The organism is Rubripirellula amarantea (assembly GCF_007859865.1).
Taxonomy (GTDB): Bacteria; Planctomycetota; Planctomycetia; order Pirellulales; family Pirellulaceae; genus Rubripirellula; species Rubripirellula amarantea.
The window spans coordinates 2982866-2999528 of the sequence record NZ_SJPI01000001.1; the positions used below are offsets into that span (position 1 = coordinate 2982866).

Sequence of the window (16663 nt, forward strand, 5' to 3'; positions counted from 1 at the left end):
CTACCGTGGTTTGGTTTCGTACATGGCGACTAGGCATCAAAAGCCTCGCGTTGCACCCGCTTCGAACGGGCCTGACGATGCTTGGCATCATGATTGGTGTCTGGGCCGTGATTGTGCTTACGGCGATCAGTCAGGGGGCAAGCGATCAAGTTCAGAAGCAAATTGAATCGCTGGGTTCCACCACCATCATCGTCCGCAGTCAGAAGCCGCCGGACGACAAGATGGCGGGGATGCAGGCGAGCCAATACGGGTTACTGCGCAGCGATCTGGACAAGATCCTTGCCAACGTTCCCACAATTGAAACCGCCGTTCCCGTCCGCGAAATTCGGCGTCAGTTTACCTACCGCGACAACATCGTTGATGGACGCTTGGTCGGTTGTACACCGCAATACGCCGACGTAAATCACTTGAAGATTCGCGAGGGAGGCGGACGATTCTTGTCGGATGCTGATGATTCTAGCTCGGCAACCGTCTGTGTCATTTCGCAAGGCGTCGCCGAACGCTTGTTTCCCTACGAAGAACCTTTAGGTAAGCGAGTCACCATTCCTGAACATACCGACAAGTACAAGATTGTCGGAATCGTTGAAGCACGAAATCCATCGGCGGCGATCGGTGGTTCCCTCGATTCGCAGGACTTCTCGCTCGATGTTTATGTGCCGATGGGCACGATCCGTAAGCGAATTGGCGACACGATTGTCACGCGTCGTGCAGGGCAATTTCAGATGGAAATCATGGAATTGAACCAAATTACGCTGCAAACGAAGGATCAAGAATCGGTCAAAACGTCCGCCGCGTTAATCGAAAGCATCATGGATCAAACTCACGGCGAGTTCAATGATGTTGCAGTCGTCGTACCGCTCGAACTGCTTGAACAAGCCCGGAACATGAAGTTGATGTTCATGGGGATTGGTATTTTGATCGCCTGCATTTCGTTGGTCGTCGGTGGCATCGGAATCATGAATATCATGCTCGCTAGTGTTACCGAGCGAACACGAGAGATTGGGATTCGCCGAGCATTGGGAGCGAAGCAGGGGGACATCACGCGGCAATTCTTGGCCGAGACGATTGTTCTTAGCTTTGCCGGTGCTCTGTTGGGAATCGTGATAGGTCTATCTAGCTTGCCGATGTACCGAACGATGATTTGGTTCGTCAAACGAAGCTTGCCTGACAAGTTCGCTGCATTACCGGCCGCCATTCGTGAAGCGGAACCGTCGATTGTCTACTGGACGATTCCATTGGCCGTTGTGATTGCGGTCTCGGTGGGATTGATCAGCGGACTCTATCCGGCAATGCGAGCGGCCAAGATGAACCCAATCGAAGCACTTCGCCACGAATAGTGACGTGCCGAGTGGGCACTGCAAGAATTGCCGCTAAAGAAGCGGCAGTCGTCTTTGCGAGTTTCTAGCGATCTCGCAGCAATCCAATGTGATTGCGCGTCGCGAGCCGCGGCTCGCGCGACTGGGCCAGTTGCGAAACAAACCGTTTCTAAACGTCAATCATTTCGCGAATCCAGGTTGGCCGTGGATTCTTCTTGCCTTTGCGATCGGCCTTTAGATACTCGGCAACGTACCGCACTGGGGTTCGCGATTCAGGGACCTTGAAGCGGTCACCCTTTTGCAAGATCGGTCGGTACTCGTCCATCCGGCCAAACATGCGAGTGCCCGCCGCTTGGCAGGGAAACCATGTTCCGTTGCCTTGCGAATCTTCTAGGTAAAACTCGGGATAACAATGGTCCGGAATCCATACCATTCGAGCTGGGATGCGAAGGTTTCGGCAGATTGCCACGAACAGACTCGTTAGATCTTCGCAGTCGCCTTTGCCATCTTTCAACGCGTCGGATGCGTTTCGAATCGGCCCTTCTACGTATTCCACTTCTTTGCGAACAAAGTCGTAGATTTGCTCAACGCGATCCCAGTCGTTTTCCGCTTCGCGTTCACCGAGTTCGCGCGACACTTTTCTGATGCGACCGTTTGATGCATCAATGTGAGGGCTGTTGCCGATGTAGATTTTCTCATCGCGCGATAGCCGTTTGGGGATGACAAGATCGTCGATCTGTTCGGGCGGCAGGATGCGAGTGCGCTCGATGTCAAACTCAAACGAAATTTCGTTCGTGCTCCCGGCCGGGACGCTCGCCATCTGGACAAGGACCTGTTTGGCACCGCCGACAAGCTCTTTCACTTCCCAGCCGGTGATTCCGTTGTCGATCGTCTGGTTGATGGGGGTCAGTTTTTGCTCAGGCCATTCCATCGGCACAACGAAGGTAGCGAACACGTTCGTACACGTGACCGGAGTGTTGAACGATAAGCCAAACTTCCAACGCTGAGTCTGCGGACCCTCATAGGTCAATCGGGACGCCGCAGGTTCGCCGGTCGTATCGTCGTCATCCGGCGCGGCAAAGCATCGTTGCGAGAGGGTTGCCAGGGCGCAAAGGCTTCCCAATTGCGAAAGCAGCGCGCGTCGTCCCAAGCTTGGTTGCGGAGCGATCGGTTCGATGTCGGAATGATGAGGGCTGGTCATAGTTCGTTCTCGCGGAAATGAAAGAGACGGCCGGAGCTGCAGCAAGGATTTGATGACGCGTAGCTGCATCATGATCCGCTGTTGCTCCGAGCCGTCGCTCGCTATTTCGAATTGTACTCGCTGGTGCCAAAGTCAAAGGAAGATTGATGCCTAGGCGCCACCGTTGATGGGCTCTTCCCAAAGGATTTTGTTGCCATCGGTGTCGAACTTGCGACGTGTTTCAAATTGGTCCGGTTGTATCGGGCCGCTAGGAAGCACGTTGCTAGGGACGGAATTGCGTGGGACGTAGCCACCGGAAACACCGCCTTGCATAGGTGGATCGGCAGAGATCACGCGTTCACCGTTGATGATCTGGCCTGGTGAGATGGGGCCATCGGATGATCCACCGTAAACGGGGGTGCCATACGAGGGTGATCCGTAACTTTGTCCACCCATGTAGGGATCCGCGACGATTCCGGTCTCGTATCCGCCGTGATCGTAGTACCCTGTGTCATACGACTGCGATCCAACACCGCATCCACATTCACCGCTGGCGTATCCACCGTGGTCGTATGTTGATGGTGTTTGGCATCCGCAAGTGGGAGCTTGGTAGTTCGGAGTGGCGCAAGGTTGTTGTGGCGCAGCGTAAGGCTGTGGCACGTAAGCAGGAGCTTGGCATGTCGGCGCAGCGGGCAAGGGTGCCGCCATCGTGTTGCCAAAGCAAGGACCTTGAAATGGGGTAGCCAATTTGGTGCACAATCCACATCGCGCACCGCGACCGAAAAGGAAATTTTTCATTCCAGAACAGCCACTGCTGAGGCTGAGCAGCGTTATCACCGCTACAACCGTCCAACTGCGAGTAATCATTATTGTTTCCTTCAAATGCATAGCGAGCTTTATCGGCCAACTCGATGATTAGCCGCTCAAAAGTACGACGCTATCTGTGTTGTGCAAACGCAACATCGTTTTTTTTGAGCAACAATTTGATGACAGCATGCAACGGGGCTTCCGCGCCTTCGCTTTCATCCGTCGTTTGCGATCCGGCCGAACTCATGGCCTTATTGATTTGAAGATTCGTACTCGTCCGTCGTTCGTGCTGTCCACGTTAAGACCCATCATCTCCACCGTTTGCCATTAGCAGTTGCTCCATGCGTCACGTGCCCCGATTATCGCTTTGTTTGCTATGCGCCGCTTGTATCGCTTCGCTCGGTATTTCGTATCGTTCATTCGCCTACGAACTGTCCCCCACACCTGCGCCGCCTGCGCCCAATTTGTTCGAACTGATTGAACCGATGGACTCGAGCACATGTTGTGGTGCGAGTCCCTGTCTTTGCGAAGACCAAGAAGACCGATTTTGGTTGATCAATACACGCGGTATGACTTCGCAAGCATGTCGGGCCAACTTGCAAACACCGGAGCTAAAAATTTCGCGGTTGAATTCGTGCGGCAGTTGTTCGGACAGTTCGTTAGACGATTACACAAGTTCCATCGCTCAATCGCCACGTGTCGTTATCTATGCACACGGAAACCGAATGGAATCACACGAAGCAGTCAAGCGCGCCATGACCGTGTATCGAAAGACTCGTTGTTACCGCACCGGTCCCAGCATCGATTGGGTGATTTGGAGTTGGCCGAGTGAACAACAAGGCATCTTGGCGAAGGATGCTCGATTGAAGGCAAAGCGTACCGATGCCCAGGGGCTCTACTTGGGGTGGCTGCTTCGTCGGCACGCCGAATTGAATGTTTCGACGGCGGTGATCGGATACTCGTTTGGTGGACGTGTCGTTATTGGTTCGTTGCACGTACTTGCTGGTGGAACATTGGGCGGACGCCAACTCGATGGGGAACCGGTATACGGATTCAACGTGGATGCGGGTTTGATCGCACCGGCTTTGGACGCCGATTGGATGCAGACGTGCGGCTATCACAACTTGGCAACCAAAAATTTGGACCGTTTGCTTCTGCTGTACAATCGCAAGGACGCCGTGCTGAAACGATATTGGTTGCTTGATCGTGTTCGTGGTGAGAGCGCCTTGGGTTACACTGGCCCGACTTCCTTCGCTTCGCGATTTGACGGCACCCGATTGCCCGTTCAGTCGCGTGATTGTGCGCCCATCGTGGGATTGCATCACAGCGAACTGGACTATTACGAAAAACCTTGCGGTGCCGGATGCGCCATGGCGACCCTCATTCATGACCTCGGAACAACTCCCTAGTGATCTGGCCCAGTACTTTGCTCAGCATGTCTGTTACTTCAACGGTCGATGGGTCGCGCGACCAGATCTTCGATTGTCGGTAGACGATATCGGATTTCGACAAGGTGTTACCGCCGTTGAACGTCTGCGGACTTACGACGGTAAGTTGTTCGCCGCGGACGATCATCTCAAACGTTGGGTGCAAACGACGGCTTCGTTGAAGATCGACGGTCTCCCGTGCTCCAGTAAGTTGGCCGAGTGGCTGGGCGAATTGATTGAGCGAAACAGAGCTCTGCTCGACCAAGCCACCGATGTCGGGGTCACCATCTTTGGAACTCCCGGGGAAGTTGGTGGCAATGGTCCGACCATCGCAATGCATTTGAACCCGCTCGATCACGGCCGGAATCAACGTCGTCGACAAGGGGGACAACCGCTGGTCACGTCGGCGATTGAATCGCCATCGAATGCCTGTTGGCCTCGCACAGCCAAGGTTCGATCGCGAATTCACTACTACTTGGCTGATCGCGAGGCACGTCGCCATTCGTCGGACGCGCTCGGTGTGCTGAGTGACCACGACGGCAGCGTCACCGAAACAAGTATCGCCAACTTGGCGGTCGTTCGTTCCGGCGCAGTCACTTCACCGCTAGCTGAGCAAGTCCTTAGTGGCATCACGCAATCACATTGCCAAGCCCTTGCTGTCTCGATGGGAATTGCATGGACTCAAGAGCGAATTTCGAAGCAAGATTTGCTTTCCGCGGACGAAGTGCTGTTGATGGGGACTGACACCGGTGTTTGGTTTGCCAATGAGATTGATGGTGTACCGATCGATGGTGTACCGATTGGGGCGGACGCATCGACCGGCACAGTAACATCGGTCGCGACAAAGGCTGCGGTTGGGGGTGGCAAAGTCGAGGGCAGCCACGCTGGGTCCGTTTGTCGGAGACTGCAATCAGCGTTTGCGAAATTGGTCTGCTCTACGCAAAACTGAATTGTCGCTAGACTGGGACTAGACTAAGAAACGTTTCGGAAGCCGCCTTTAGACCACACCCACTCGCCTCGCACTTGGTTGCCGCACACTTGATTGCCAAACACGAGAGTAATGTGCATCGATCTGGTGTTCGCTTTCGAACCGTTTCGAACAATCCAGGTATCTTCAGGAGCAACCCGTTGGAAACCGTGGCAATACTTCGGTAATACTTCCGCAGGCAGCTTTGGGGGAAACTTTAAGATCACCGTGCACACCTTGCTTCTCTTCTGTTTTTGACTTCATGACTCATTCGCAATTTCGACTGATCGGAATTCTCACACTGTTGGGTTCGGTCATTGCGGTCGGAGTCTCGGTAGTGAGGTCGTCCGACGATGCGGTCGCTCGGGTGTCCCATGTCATGACAGCGACGCTGTGGGATTCGAGTCAAACGATCAATGCGATCGACAGTGGTGGGCGATTGCGGGCTGGCGATGCCATTTTCATTCGCGTCGAAGACGGTGGTTGGGAACAGGTTGGCTTTGTTCAAAGAGCGGACCCTCAATCGGATCATCTGCAACTGACATGGTATGGCGGATCGAACCCGAACGAGTATCAGTTCGATCAACATTGGCAATCCGGAAGTCTGCAGCAGGTCATCGCAACAATGATGCCTCCCGAAAAGCAGCAACTGATCAAGCATCGCTTGACATCGGTTTTAGAACAGCATGGGGACGAAATTTCTGCGGCATTGATGCCGTTGGTTCAAGAGAGTATGCGCCGATCGTTGCCAATCATTGAATCTTCTTTCCGCGAGTCTGTCGCCCGCCATCGCAGCGAAATTGATCGTTTGGGAAGGCGGCTGAACCGCGAAATCGTTCAGCAGCAGTTGGTCCCGTTGGCCAAGGAAGAGTTGTTGCCAATCATTCGACGGCACGCCCAGCCCGAAGCCGAAGCGATTGGTCGTGAGCTTTGGGATCGAGCTTCCTTGTGGCGATTCGGTTGGCGAGCAGTTTTGGACCAGACGCCGATTCCGCAGAAAGGGCTCGTCCAGGAAGAGTGGGAGCGCTTCGTTGAAGAAGAAGCGGTGCCGGTCGTCGAAGCTCACACCGATCAATTGGTGGCTGCGGTCCAAGCGACGCTTCGTGACATCGCTGCCAATCCTGCTGTACGAGCAGAATTAGGGAATGTCCTTTCCGAGTTGGCAGAGGATCCTGATGCACGGGATCTAGTTCGAGACATTTTGAAAGAGACGGTTGTTGATAATCAGTCGTTGCGAAAGGTTTGGGAAGACGTTTGGACTAGCCCACAAGCAAAAGAGTCCTTACGCATCGCTGGAGACCGACTCGAACCGGTCATTCGACAGATCGGTGATGATCTATTTGGGACTCGCGAAGCTGGGATCGACCCGAACTTTGCCCGCGTGCTTCGCAATCAGGTGCTCGGGAAGGATCGGCACTGGGTGGTCGCGTCCTATCGCGGAAGAATGACTGGCAACGGTGCTCTCGGTAACGGTGGGGACGAAGAAGACTTGATCGAAATCGGGGTCGCCAACGAATCGGAATCCTATCCGATGATTTATATGGCGAGGAACTTTCGAGACGCTCGGCCCAAGACCCGTGCCAATAGCGTCGAGTCAGTGAGCCGTGAGGCGCCGCGATGAAATCAGTGGACGAGCATTCAAACGAGGAAGAAGTTGCAACGAGTAAGCCGTCGTCCATGCGCCTAGACGCATTGGAGATCAAGCTGCATCAAGATTATTTGTTACGGTCAACGAACCTGACTATCGCGGCCGGTGAGATTACCGTGATTGTCGGAGCCAGCGGCGCGGGCAAGTCTGTGTTGCTTCAAACGCTCGCCGGACTTGTGTCTCGAAAGGGCGATGCGATTAACTGGTCAGGAGAAATCGCGATCGGTTCGGCGAATGAACGGTCGCGAGTGGGAATTGTATTTCAACAATTTGCCTTGTTTGATGAGTTGAGTCCGACCGAGAATGTTCAGTTCGCCATTGATCACCGCAAAGACAAATCACAGGCCCCTAGCAGCACCGCCCCGGAATGGCTGGGGCTTTTAGGTATTCCGTCGCGGACTCACACCTCTTCCTTGTCGGGCGGTCAAAAGCAGCGTTTGGCAATTGCACGGACGCTGGCGGGTGATCCCGACGTGGTTTTGTACGACGAGCCGAGTTCAGGTCTGGACGCGGCGACTGGGCGTGAGGTTGCCAAACTGATTCGCCAAACGCATGATCGTTTTGGAAGAACCAGCGTGATCGTGACCCATGACTATGAAACCATGCTGGACATTGCGGATCATGTTTTATTCTTGGATCCCAAGACGCAGTCCCTGGTCAATATCCCACGTTCGGAATTTGCATCGGTAGCCAATCGAATCGTGTCCGTTTCACGAAGCGAAGGCGTCGCCGATTCAGCATTTCGGGCGACGCAGTCGTGGGGAAACGCAATTCGGGGGTTGGTCGATCGTTTCCTCATTCAACTGGGGCAAGTGACGTTGACGGCGGTGTCATTGCCGTGGACTTTGCGTCCAACGTTTCCGACGATCCGGTGGGCGCTGCGGTTCTTTCTGCATTACCTGCGGTTGGTGGGTGGGGCCTCGGCCTGGGCTTACTTGATCATCGCGGGGTTAATCGTTGGGTTCACGACGACGTACTTCACGCTCCGTTTCTTGCCCTTTCGCACCTATACGCAGCCGCTGTTGATCGATGAACTGCTCGCGTCGATCGGGTTTGCTTTGTACCGAGTTTTGGTGCCAGTGCTCGCTACGGTATTGATTGCCGCACGATGCGGGGCCGCGGTTGCAGCCGATGTAGGTGTTAAGCGATATGGGGGAAGCATCGATGCTATGAAGACGTTCCAGGCAACGCCTCGGTCGTACTTGCTCGTTCCGATCGCCGCAGCGTTTTTGGTTGCCACGCCGGTGCTCGAAACTTTGGCCTACGTCTTCGCACGTATGATTAGTGCCGTAACATTTTCGATGATGCACGAAGAAATCGGCGTGCATTTTTGGCGTCAGCATTTTGATCGACGTGTGGTTCCGTACGGCGGTTGGATTCCTGTGGGCTTTGGCTGGGTTACGATGAAGAATCTTGCCTGCGGTGTCGCCAGCGGAGTGATCGGTTACTATCGTGGATTGTCACCTAAGCAATCGGCTCGTGATGTCAGTGACGCGATCACATCCACGGTACTTTGGAGTACGCTGTGTGTGCTTGTCATCCACTTTGCGGTCGCGCTGTTCGAGTTCAAGAGCATTGATTGATGACGTGATTTAGGTGGGTCTTTGTTCCTTTTGGATTGAATTGATTGTGGATAAGAAATCTAAGAAACGTTTGGAAGTCATCAACAAGAAGCTGCAGACTTTGCGACCACGGTTGGCGGGTTCGCGAGAGCAGGCGGACGATCCTGATGAATTGAAGCAGCTTGAGGATGAGATCGGAAAGCTGGAAGCCGAGGCGGCAGAGCTTAAGGCGGCCAAGTGATTCAGTCGAAGTCGGGGAAATGTTCGGCTAAATAACGCTGGATGGTGGGGCGAGATTGCTGAGCCAACCATCGCTGAGCCGAAAACGCCGATTTGGCCGTTCGGGACGGGCTGAGTCTCGTTTCTCGACGCCTTCCGCATTGTTTTCAAAAGCAGGTAAACTGTGGTGGGCGAGTTCCGTGAGCTCGCCCGTCTTCTTTCCATGCACCCTATTTGTTCCTTTCTCGACTTCCGATATGCCGATTACGATCAAATGCCAATGCGGCAAAGCACTGAAAATCCCTGACTCGATGGCGGGTAAGGCAGTGAAGTGCCCCGGGTGCGCGACCGTCATCAAGGTGCCCGCAGGTGGGGCGACCGCGAAACCTGCGGCTCCGGGTGCTGCAGCCCCACAACCAGCAGCCCCACAACCAGCAGCCCCACAACCAGCAGCTCAGCGTCCGGCAGCTCAACGTCCAGCAGCTCAGCCTGTTGTCCCTGCGTCCGCAGACGGTGGGCTCGATGACATGTTCGACGAGGAAGGTTTTTCCAAGCAAGTGGGGAAGGTTTGCCCGGCGTGTGCGGCAGAGATGTCGGCGGGGGCTGTGTTGTGCACCAAGTGTGGTTTTCACAGCGAACACGGTGTGAAGATGCAAGCGCACATGACGGCGGGTCTGGACATTGACCACGGAACGCTGGCACTGATGAAGGCAGAGCAAGACATGGCGAAGGAAACGGCCATGCAAGACAAGCTCGTCAAAGGTGCAGGCATGCCTTGGTGGGGATTGGCGTTGACGTTGTTCATGATCATCAGCGGTATCACCATCGGCGTGATCGCGGTGAACACCAGTCGTCAAGTCGATGGTGCGGGTGAGTTTAACGCCGTGGGTTTGTTTGCGTTGCTTGCCGGATCCGCATTTGCATTAGTGGCTGCCGGTGCTTGGGCGATGATCATCGTTCACGCGTTCAAGGCCGACCGAAATCAAGGTCTGCTGTCGATCTTGCCTCCGTACACCCTGTACTACGTCTGGAAGAATTTGAAGGCGACATGGCGATACTTGGCGGTTGCCGTCGTCATGGGTGGGATCGCGGGCGGTTTGCTGTCCGTGGCGGGCGGACCGTGATGCTGTTCGATAGCGTGATCCGTTTTTACTTGCTTCGAAGGTCGGCCTTTTTCTCAACAGGTCCCGATACGTCCCTATGGATATAGAACGACAACGTACTCAGGACGATCTGAGGGGGATCATCCAAGGCGATGTATTCTGTGACCCTGTGATGACCCAGTTGTACGCATCGGATGCGAGCATCTACCAAGTGCAGCCGATGGGGGTCGTTCGTCCGCAGACCAATTCCGATGTCATAGCGGCGGTGCAGTATGCAAAAGAGCATGAGATTTCGTTGCATCCTCGCGGTGCGGGCAGCGGCGTGGCTGGCGAGTCGCTCGGGCGAGGTCTGGTCATCGACTTTTCGCGTTACATGCGGCGGGTCGAAATTAGTGCTGATGCGACGACGGTCAATGTGCAAAGTGGTGCTGTACTAGCCGATGTCAACCGTTCCTTGCGAGCTCGTCGGCGCGGGTATGGTCCAGACCCGGTCACGCGAAGTATCACGACCATGGGAAGCGTCTTAGCGACCAACGCCACCGGCAGCCACTTCTTGCGCAGCGGTACAGCACGCGACACGATCGAATCGGCGCGAGTGGTGACGGTGGATGGCGAATTAATCGAGCTCGCCAAGCATTCGCCCAGCGACGATGGGACAGCGGGAAGGTTTGCATTGGGGCTCAGTGAGATCCAGCAACAGTTTGCACCGCAGCTCGCGAAGTCTAGCGAAACGAAAGCGCGGGGCGGCTATCGCATTGACGATATCGTCGGCAGCGACGGTCGCGTTGATTTGGCAAAGTTCATTGTCGGAACCCAGGGGACATTAGCGATTGTCGTCGACGCAACGGTTCGCACCGAAACGATCGCGACCCATCGCGGAGTGGTGTTGCTGTTTTATCACCGTATGGAACTGGCCGCGCGGGGTGCGGTATCGGCTCTTCGACATGGCTTGGTGGCTTGCGACTTGATGGATCGGCGATTGCTGCAGATTGCTCGTGATACCGACCCAAGATATGCGGACATCTTGCCCGCTGCGGCCGAAGCAATGGTTTTGCTTGAAATTCAGGGCGAATCATTGGGGGAACTTTACGATCGCCTTGCGATTATCCAACAAGACTTATGCAGCGGACATGAAGGTGCGTTTGCGAGTGTCGATACGGTCAAGCAAAGTGAGCGAGATCTTTATTGGGCGTTGTCCCGACGAGTGATCCCGCGGATGTATCGGTTCAAACGAGGGGAAGCACCCGTGCCGTTCATCGAGGACCTTACTGTTCCCCGAGATCGCCTGCCGGAAACCTTGACCGCTATTCAAGACACGCTGAAACGTGAGCAAACGACGGCTACGTTCTTCTCGCACGTGGGGCATGGCCACTTACACTTGCGTCCGTTTCTTGATCTTTCCAAAGCGGCGGATCGTCGGCGGCTAGCACGATTGTCGACCGAGATTGCCGAGGTGGTTTGGCAGCACGGCGGTCAAGTCAGTGTCGAGCACGCGGCGGGTTTGAGCCGCACGTATTTGTTGCCCAAACAATTCGGCGAACTCTGGCAAGCGATGGGGCAAGTGAAACGCTTGTTTGACCCGATGCACCGGTTGAATCCGGGCAAGCTATTTGGAGCGGTGCTTCAAAAGCCCAATGAGAATCTTCGTCCGGCCGATCAGACGATTGAGGTCACTGCGGATAATCGCGTGATCGTGGAAGCCGATCACGGCATTGCGGCGCCCGTTCGCGATTCCAATCGCTCGGTTCCTCAACTGCAAGTCCTGCAGCACTGGCCGGCGTCGAGCACTATTACATCGGTGGCGCGGGGTTGCAACGGTTGTGGACGGTGCCGGACGACGTCGCCCGACGAACGTCAGTGCCCGGTTTTTCGTGCCAGCATGCGTGAGGAAGCAACGCCGCGCGCGAAAGCAAACCTGTTGCGAGCAGTGATCGCGGGCAAATTGCGAGTCGATGATTTGGCGACCGACCAAGCGAAGGAAATCGCAGACCTTTGTTTCAACTGCCATCAATGCCGATTGGATTGTCCTGCATCAGTGGACATTCCGAAGATCGTTGGCGAACTCAAGGCGCAATACGTTGCCACCAATGGTTTGCCCCTTTCGGATGCTTTGATTGGGCGCATTGATACGGTGGCGGCGTTCGCGTCACGCGTGCCCTGGCTGTCAAATTTCTTGATTCAGAATTCGTTCTCGCGGTGGCTCGCGGAACGCCTCTTCGGGCTCTCGGCAGCGCGACGATTGCCAGGTGTGGTCCGCGAGACTTATTTGCGGTACGCGACCGGACGACGTTGGCATCGACGATCACCCCATGGCGGGCTCAAGGTCGCGTATTTCGTAGATCAATACGCGAACTTTCATGATCCCGATATTGGTCGAGCACTTGCCGAAGTGCTGCAGCAAAACGAGATAGGCTTGTATGTGCCGACGGCACAATCGGCCAGCGGAATGGCTCGCTTCACGTCGGGCGACCTCAAAGGCGCTCGAAGAATCGCAAAGCGGAACACGAGGCTATTGGCCGATGCGGTTCGAGCCGGCTATACGATCTTGGCAACCGAACCTTCGGCGGTGCTTTGCCTGAAACATGAGTATCCCAATTTGCTTGACGACGAAGACGCGCACTTAGTTGCTGAGCACTCGCATGAAGCTTGTGAGTTTCTATGGGGACTGCACCAAGCGGGAAGATTGTCGACTGAGTTTCAATCCGTCGACGCGAGCATTGCCTACCATCAACCATGCCACTTGCGAGTTCTCGACCCGATTGGTTGTGCGCCTCAGTTGCTTAAGCTGATTCCCGGCATGGACGTGCAACACATCGAAGCAGGTTGCTCCGGAATGGCCGGAACCTGGGGGTTGCAGAAAAAGAACTATCGAAACAGTCTGCGTATTGGGTGGCCGTTGATCTCTGCGATGCGATCCGCCAAGGTCACGTCCGCAACGACGGAATGCAGTGCTTGTAAAATGCAGATCGAGCATGGTAGCGGTCAAGCAACTTTGCATCCGATCAAGATTCTTGCCTATGCCTACGGTCGCATGCCGAAGATCGGAAGCGATCTGGAGGGGACATCATGACGAACAAGCCCGAAGTCAACGTATTGGTGTTCGCCATTGCAAAAGAGTTTGTGGGGGCCGATCAAGTGGCGGTGGAAACGGAGTTGCCTGTCTCGGTCGGTGACTTCCTGACAAGGCTTCAGTCCCAGCATCCTTCGCTTGCGAGCTTATTGCCGTCTTGCCGGTTGGCGGTTAACCAAACGTATGTCGACAATCAAGCAATCATTGAAGCCGGTTGTGAGGTTGCGTTGATTCCGCCAGTCAGCGGCGGTTAACAGGCCATTACTATGATTTCTAAATCCAAACACAACCTCTACTTTGTGGGGATCACGTCCGAGCCTATCGATGCTGGATCACTTGCCGCCTACTTGGACGATCCAGATGTGGGCGCTCATGGATGGTTTCATGGCGTCACTCGTCGAACAACCGGTAATTTGATCACCAGTCTATTGAGCTACGAAGCTCATCAAGCGATGGCAATCAATCAACTCGAGTCGCTCGCCCGCGATGCCGTCAAAAAGTTTGGTCTCTCTCGCGTCGTCATCGTGCACCGCATTGGCGAAGTGCCCGTTGGCGAGTCCAGCGTCGTGATGGGGTGTAGTAGTCCGCATCGGGTGAACGTGTTTGCCGCGTTACCGTGGATGATGGATTTGCTAAAGAAAGACGTTCCGATTTGGAAACAAGAAACATTTGAGGATGGAACTCGCTCGTGGGTTCATCCTGATCCAACGGACCATCAATGAGCAAACAACGAATCTACCTTGACCACGCGGCAACCTCGTATCCTAAGGCGAACGGGGTGCTTGAAGCCATGGATCACTTTGCAAGATCATGCGGGGCAACCGCAGGTCGTGGGGGCTACACGTCCGCACGAACTGCCGATCAAGTGGTCGCAAAGCTGCGCCAGAAACTGGCCGAGTTTGTGGGCGCCGAATCCTCGTCCTGTATCTCGTTTCACGCCAGTGGGACGGCCGCTCTCAATGCTGCCATTCAATCGACGCTGCGTCCGGGCGATCATGTGGTGACCACGGCGGCTGAGCACAATAGCGTGCTGCGACCGTTGCACCATTTACAGAAACACAACGATGTGAAGTTGACGATCGTACCCGTCGACTCAGATGGTCTGGTCGACGTGGCGGAAGTTTTAGCCGCCACGACGTCAAAGACCCGTTTGGTGGCTGTGACATCGGCTAGCAATGTGACCGGATGTGTGGAACCCATTGCCGAGATCGGTCAGCGGTTAAAGGATCGATCAGCCATCTTTCTATGTGATGCAGCTCAAACTTTGGGCGTCTTGCCCATCGACGTAACGGCGATGGGAATCGATTTGCTAGCCGCACCCGGGCACAAAGGAATGGGGGCACCTGCTGGTACTGCGATGCTCTACGCCAATCAATCCTTACATGAAGTCATGCAGCCTATCATCCAGGGCGGCACTGGTAGTCAGAGCGAATCTTTAGACATGCCCGAGCAGATGCCGGCGAAGATGGAAGCTGGGAACCTAAATATTCCAGCGCTAGCGGGATGGTTGGCGGCGGCGGAAAGCCTTAATAGCGATGAATTAGAACGGCGTCGAATTTATCATGGCGAATTGGCAGCCCTTTTATACGACGGCTTGCGTCAGGTGGACGGCGTTACGCTATTCGGACAAACTGGTCCACTTCCAATCGCGAGCATGGCAATCAATGGAATGGATGTTGGCGATCTTAGCATGATCTTGGATTCTGATTTCAGTATCGAAACCAGATCCGGATACCACTGCGCGGCACTGATTCATTCTCACATCGGTTCCTCGGCGGGCGGAACACTGCGGATGAGCGCTGGCTCGACCACCACACGGCAAGATATAGAAACCGCCATCGATGCGGTCAAAGTCATCAGCACAAAGATGCAGGAGTTCTCGCAACTATGAGCAAGCCCGAAAAGAAATCCGATTCCAAGAAGAAGTCGGACCGGAAAAAGAAGTTGGCTGAATTGACCAGCAAGAAGAAAAAGAAGGACAAGAAAGGACCTTGGTACCGTGACGGTTTGAGGTTCGAGTGCACCCAATGCGGTGCATGTTGCGGTGGAGAACCGGGCTACGTTTGGGTAGATCCCGAGGAGATTGAAGCGATGGCAAAAGAATTGGACATCGACGTCATCGACTTTGAGGCGAAGTACATTCGACAAGTTGGAAACGCCAAGAGCCTCAAAGAGTACGAAAATGGGGATTGTGTTTTGCTCGACCAGACGTCGCGAAAGTGTACGGTCTATGAGGGTCGGCCCATCCAATGCCGCACGTGGCCATTCTGGGATTCTAATCTCGAGAAAAAGAAGGACTGGAAAGAAACCTGCGAGGTCTGTCCGGGGGCTGGTGTGGGAACACTCTATTCGTTCGAGCACATCGAAATTACTCGCCGCGAAAAAGCTGTCTAAGCAACTTCGCTTCCTTCGTTGCCGAAACAAGTTCAGTGTACCAACATCACGTTGGGTTAGTGAGATGTTGCTAGTGCCTGCGCGATCATCGACGGACTTCATGGCACGTGCGTGATCGTTATTGGCTGTGCGAAATGGCACGACGCTTTTTGTACTTGTGTGACGAATAAGGTCACTCGGAAAAGCAGGCAAGTTTGCTGTCGTAGTATCTTATGTCGTCAGCACATTGCTGATGCCAAGCAACGGCAGTCATCAAGCCCAGGCGTTCACCCGTGCGGATGCATATCGAATCGCCAATCGGTACGCGATGCAGTGATCGGTGGCACAACCTTTGCGTTGATCGACGGGTTCTTCTCTATCTCTGTTTCTGAAATTTGGAATCCTCACATGCGTTTGTTTGCCTTCTTATCGTTGTTGATTCTTTCGATCGGTGCTCCAACATTGGCTCAAGAGACAGCTCCACCGAGCAACGACGCTGATGTCGCCAAGGAGGCGTCCGAGCAGCTTGATGATGTTTGGATGCAGAAGAAGCTTGATTATTCAACCGCGATCTTGAAGGGATTGTCGTTGGGTGATTTCGAATTGATTGAGGCAAACGCTCGGCAGATGCGTTTACTCAATCGCATCGAGGGTTTTGTTCGCAGTCGCAATCCCGACTATCGCACTCATGTTCACGCTTTTGAACGCGCGTCGGATGAAGTGATTCGGCAGGCCAAAAAGCAAAGCATCGACGGCGTGATAGTGGCGTATCACCAGCTAACGGTCAGTTGCGTCAGGTGTCATCAAACGCTGCGAGAGGAGTAAGCCGCGGGACCGCTCGAACATCCGTTGCTCGAACATCCCTTGCTCGGTCATCGGCGATGGGTGTGTTCGGGTGTGCACTAATGTGGCGCCGTCAAGCAATCTCAAAATTATCACTTGACGAACGGCTCGCATGGTATACAAAGCATAGCCACTAGGTGGTCCCTCT

General features: G+C 54.6%; 15 protein-coding genes. 13 read left to right on the plus strand and 2 right to left on the minus strand.

Annotated elements, in window-relative coordinates; genetic code table 11:
- Positions 1 to 5 precede the first annotated feature (5 nt).
- Positions 6 to 1337, plus strand: coding sequence for an ABC transporter permease (locus Pla22_RS10935; protein WP_146514644.1), 1332 nt, complete (start codon positions 6 to 8; stop codon positions 1335 to 1337).
- A gap of 148 nt (positions 1338 to 1485) precedes the next feature.
- On the opposite strand, the gene Pla22_RS10940 is transcribed toward Pla22_RS10935, so the two are convergent.
- Positions 1486 to 2517 carry a transglutaminase-like domain-containing protein gene (locus tag Pla22_RS10940; RefSeq protein WP_146514645.1) on the minus strand — a complete coding sequence of 344 codons (1032 nt, stop codon included), beginning with the start codon at positions 2515 to 2517 and terminating at the stop codon, positions 1486 to 1488.
- A 150-nt stretch (positions 2518 to 2667) separates the two neighbouring features.
- Positions 2668 to 3204 (minus strand): hypothetical protein, encoded by a 537-nt coding sequence (locus Pla22_RS10945; RefSeq protein WP_146514646.1) that lies wholly within the window; start codon positions 3202 to 3204, stop codon positions 2668 to 2670.
- 440 nt (positions 3205 to 3644) lie between these two features.
- Between Pla22_RS10945 and Pla22_RS10950 the strand changes: the two genes are divergently transcribed.
- From Pla22_RS10950 to Pla22_RS11000, 12 genes are all read left to right on the plus strand, one after another.
- A complete protein-coding gene (locus Pla22_RS10950; protein ID WP_146514647.1) occupies positions 3645 to 4712 on the plus strand; it encodes an alpha/beta hydrolase in 1068 nt (355 codons plus the stop codon).
- Positions 4690 to 5679, plus strand: a complete 990-nt coding sequence (locus Pla22_RS10955; protein ID WP_146514648.1) for an aminotransferase class IV — start codon at positions 4690 to 4692, stop codon at positions 5677 to 5679. Before Pla22_RS10950 ends, Pla22_RS10955 begins: the two co-directional genes overlap by 23 nt.
- Positions 5680 to 5959: 280 nt before the next feature.
- A complete protein-coding gene (locus Pla22_RS10960) occupies positions 5960 to 7318 on the plus strand; it encodes a hypothetical protein (RefSeq protein ID WP_146514649.1) in 1359 nt (452 codons plus the stop codon).
- Positions 7315 to 8928, plus strand: a complete 1614-nt coding sequence (locus tag Pla22_RS10965) for an ATP-binding cassette domain-containing protein (RefSeq protein WP_242631934.1) — start codon at positions 7315 to 7317, stop codon at positions 8926 to 8928. The genes Pla22_RS10960 and Pla22_RS10965 overlap by 4 nt, the downstream gene beginning before the upstream one ends.
- A gap of 46 nt (positions 8929 to 8974) precedes the next feature.
- Positions 8975 to 9148 carry a hypothetical protein gene (locus Pla22_RS25195; RefSeq protein WP_165440595.1) on the plus strand — a complete coding sequence of 58 codons (174 nt, stop codon included), beginning with the start codon at positions 8975 to 8977 and terminating at the stop codon, positions 9146 to 9148.
- A gap of 235 nt (positions 9149 to 9383) precedes the next feature.
- Positions 9384 to 10250, plus strand: coding sequence for a hypothetical protein (locus Pla22_RS10970; RefSeq protein ID WP_146514650.1), 867 nt, complete (start codon positions 9384 to 9386; stop codon positions 10248 to 10250).
- Between the two features lie 151 nt (positions 10251 to 10401).
- Positions 10402 to 13299 carry an FAD-linked oxidase C-terminal domain-containing protein gene (locus Pla22_RS10975; RefSeq protein ID WP_315854167.1) on the plus strand — a complete coding sequence of 966 codons (2898 nt, stop codon included), beginning with the start codon at positions 10402 to 10404 and terminating at the stop codon, positions 13297 to 13299.
- Complete coding sequence (locus tag Pla22_RS10980) at positions 13296 to 13553, plus strand: MoaD/ThiS family protein (RefSeq protein WP_146514652.1); 258 nt, start codon at positions 13296 to 13298, stop codon at positions 13551 to 13553. Before Pla22_RS10975 ends, Pla22_RS10980 begins: the two co-directional genes overlap by 4 nt.
- Before the next feature lie 12 nt (positions 13554 to 13565).
- On the plus strand, positions 13566 to 14021 hold the full coding sequence (locus tag Pla22_RS10985; RefSeq protein WP_146514653.1) for a molybdenum cofactor biosynthesis protein MoaE: 456 nt from the start codon (positions 13566 to 13568) through the stop codon (positions 14019 to 14021).
- Positions 14018 to 15190 (plus strand): aminotransferase class V-fold PLP-dependent enzyme, encoded by a 1173-nt coding sequence (locus Pla22_RS10990; protein ID WP_146514654.1) that lies wholly within the window; start codon positions 14018 to 14020, stop codon positions 15188 to 15190. Before Pla22_RS10985 ends, Pla22_RS10990 begins: the two co-directional genes overlap by 4 nt.
- Positions 15187 to 15693: a YkgJ family cysteine cluster protein gene (locus tag Pla22_RS10995; protein WP_146514655.1), complete on the plus strand. Its 507-nt coding sequence runs from the start codon at positions 15187 to 15189 to the stop codon at positions 15691 to 15693. Before Pla22_RS10990 ends, Pla22_RS10995 begins: the two co-directional genes overlap by 4 nt.
- Before the next feature lie 387 nt (positions 15694 to 16080).
- The gene (locus Pla22_RS11000; RefSeq protein ID WP_146514656.1) at positions 16081 to 16497 is read left to right on the plus strand and encodes a hypothetical protein; all 417 of its coding nucleotides are present in this window, start codon (positions 16081 to 16083) and stop codon (positions 16495 to 16497) included.
- Positions 16498 to 16663 lie beyond the last annotated feature (166 nt).

What these genes read in the sequence shown, in the direction of transcription:
- Pla22_RS10960 (WP_146514649.1), top strand. Translation starts at nt 5,960, where the DNA reads ATGACTCATTCGCAATTTCGACTGATCGGAATTCTCACACTGTTGGGT.
- Pla22_RS10970 (WP_146514650.1), top strand. Translation starts at nt 9,384, where the DNA reads ATGCCGATTACGATCAAATGCCAATGCGGCAAAGCACTGAAAATCCCT.
- Pla22_RS10975 (WP_315854167.1), top strand. Translation starts at nt 10,402, where the DNA reads ATGACCCAGTTGTACGCATCGGATGCGAGCATCTACCAAGTGCAGCCG.
- Pla22_RS10995 (WP_146514655.1), top strand. Translation starts at nt 15,187, where the DNA reads ATGAGCAAGCCCGAAAAGAAATCCGATTCCAAGAAGAAGTCGGACCGG.
- Pla22_RS10980 (WP_146514652.1), top strand. Translation starts at nt 13,296, where the DNA reads ATGACGAACAAGCCCGAAGTCAACGTATTGGTGTTCGCCATTGCAAAA.
- Pla22_RS10985 (WP_146514653.1), top strand. Translation starts at nt 13,566, where the DNA reads ATGATTTCTAAATCCAAACACAACCTCTACTTTGTGGGGATCACGTCC.
- Pla22_RS10950 (WP_146514647.1), top strand. Translation starts at nt 3,645, where the DNA reads ATGCGTCACGTGCCCCGATTATCGCTTTGTTTGCTATGCGCCGCTTGT.
- Pla22_RS10940 (WP_146514645.1), bottom strand. Translation starts at nt 2,517, where the DNA reads ATGACCAGCCCTCATCATTCCGACATCGAACCGATCGCTCCGCAACCA.
- Pla22_RS10990 (WP_146514654.1), top strand. Translation starts at nt 14,018, where the DNA reads ATGAGCAAACAACGAATCTACCTTGACCACGCGGCAACCTCGTATCCT.
- Pla22_RS11000 (WP_146514656.1), top strand. Translation starts at nt 16,081, where the DNA reads ATGCGTTTGTTTGCCTTCTTATCGTTGTTGATTCTTTCGATCGGTGCT.
- Pla22_RS10965 (WP_242631934.1), top strand. Translation starts at nt 7,315, where the DNA reads ATGAAATCAGTGGACGAGCATTCAAACGAGGAAGAAGTTGCAACGAGT.
- Pla22_RS10945 (WP_146514646.1), bottom strand. Translation starts at nt 3,204, where the DNA reads ATGGCGGCACCCTTGCCCGCTGCGCCGACATGCCAAGCTCCTGCTTAC.
- Pla22_RS10955 (WP_146514648.1), top strand. Translation starts at nt 4,690, where the DNA reads ATGACCTCGGAACAACTCCCTAGTGATCTGGCCCAGTACTTTGCTCAG.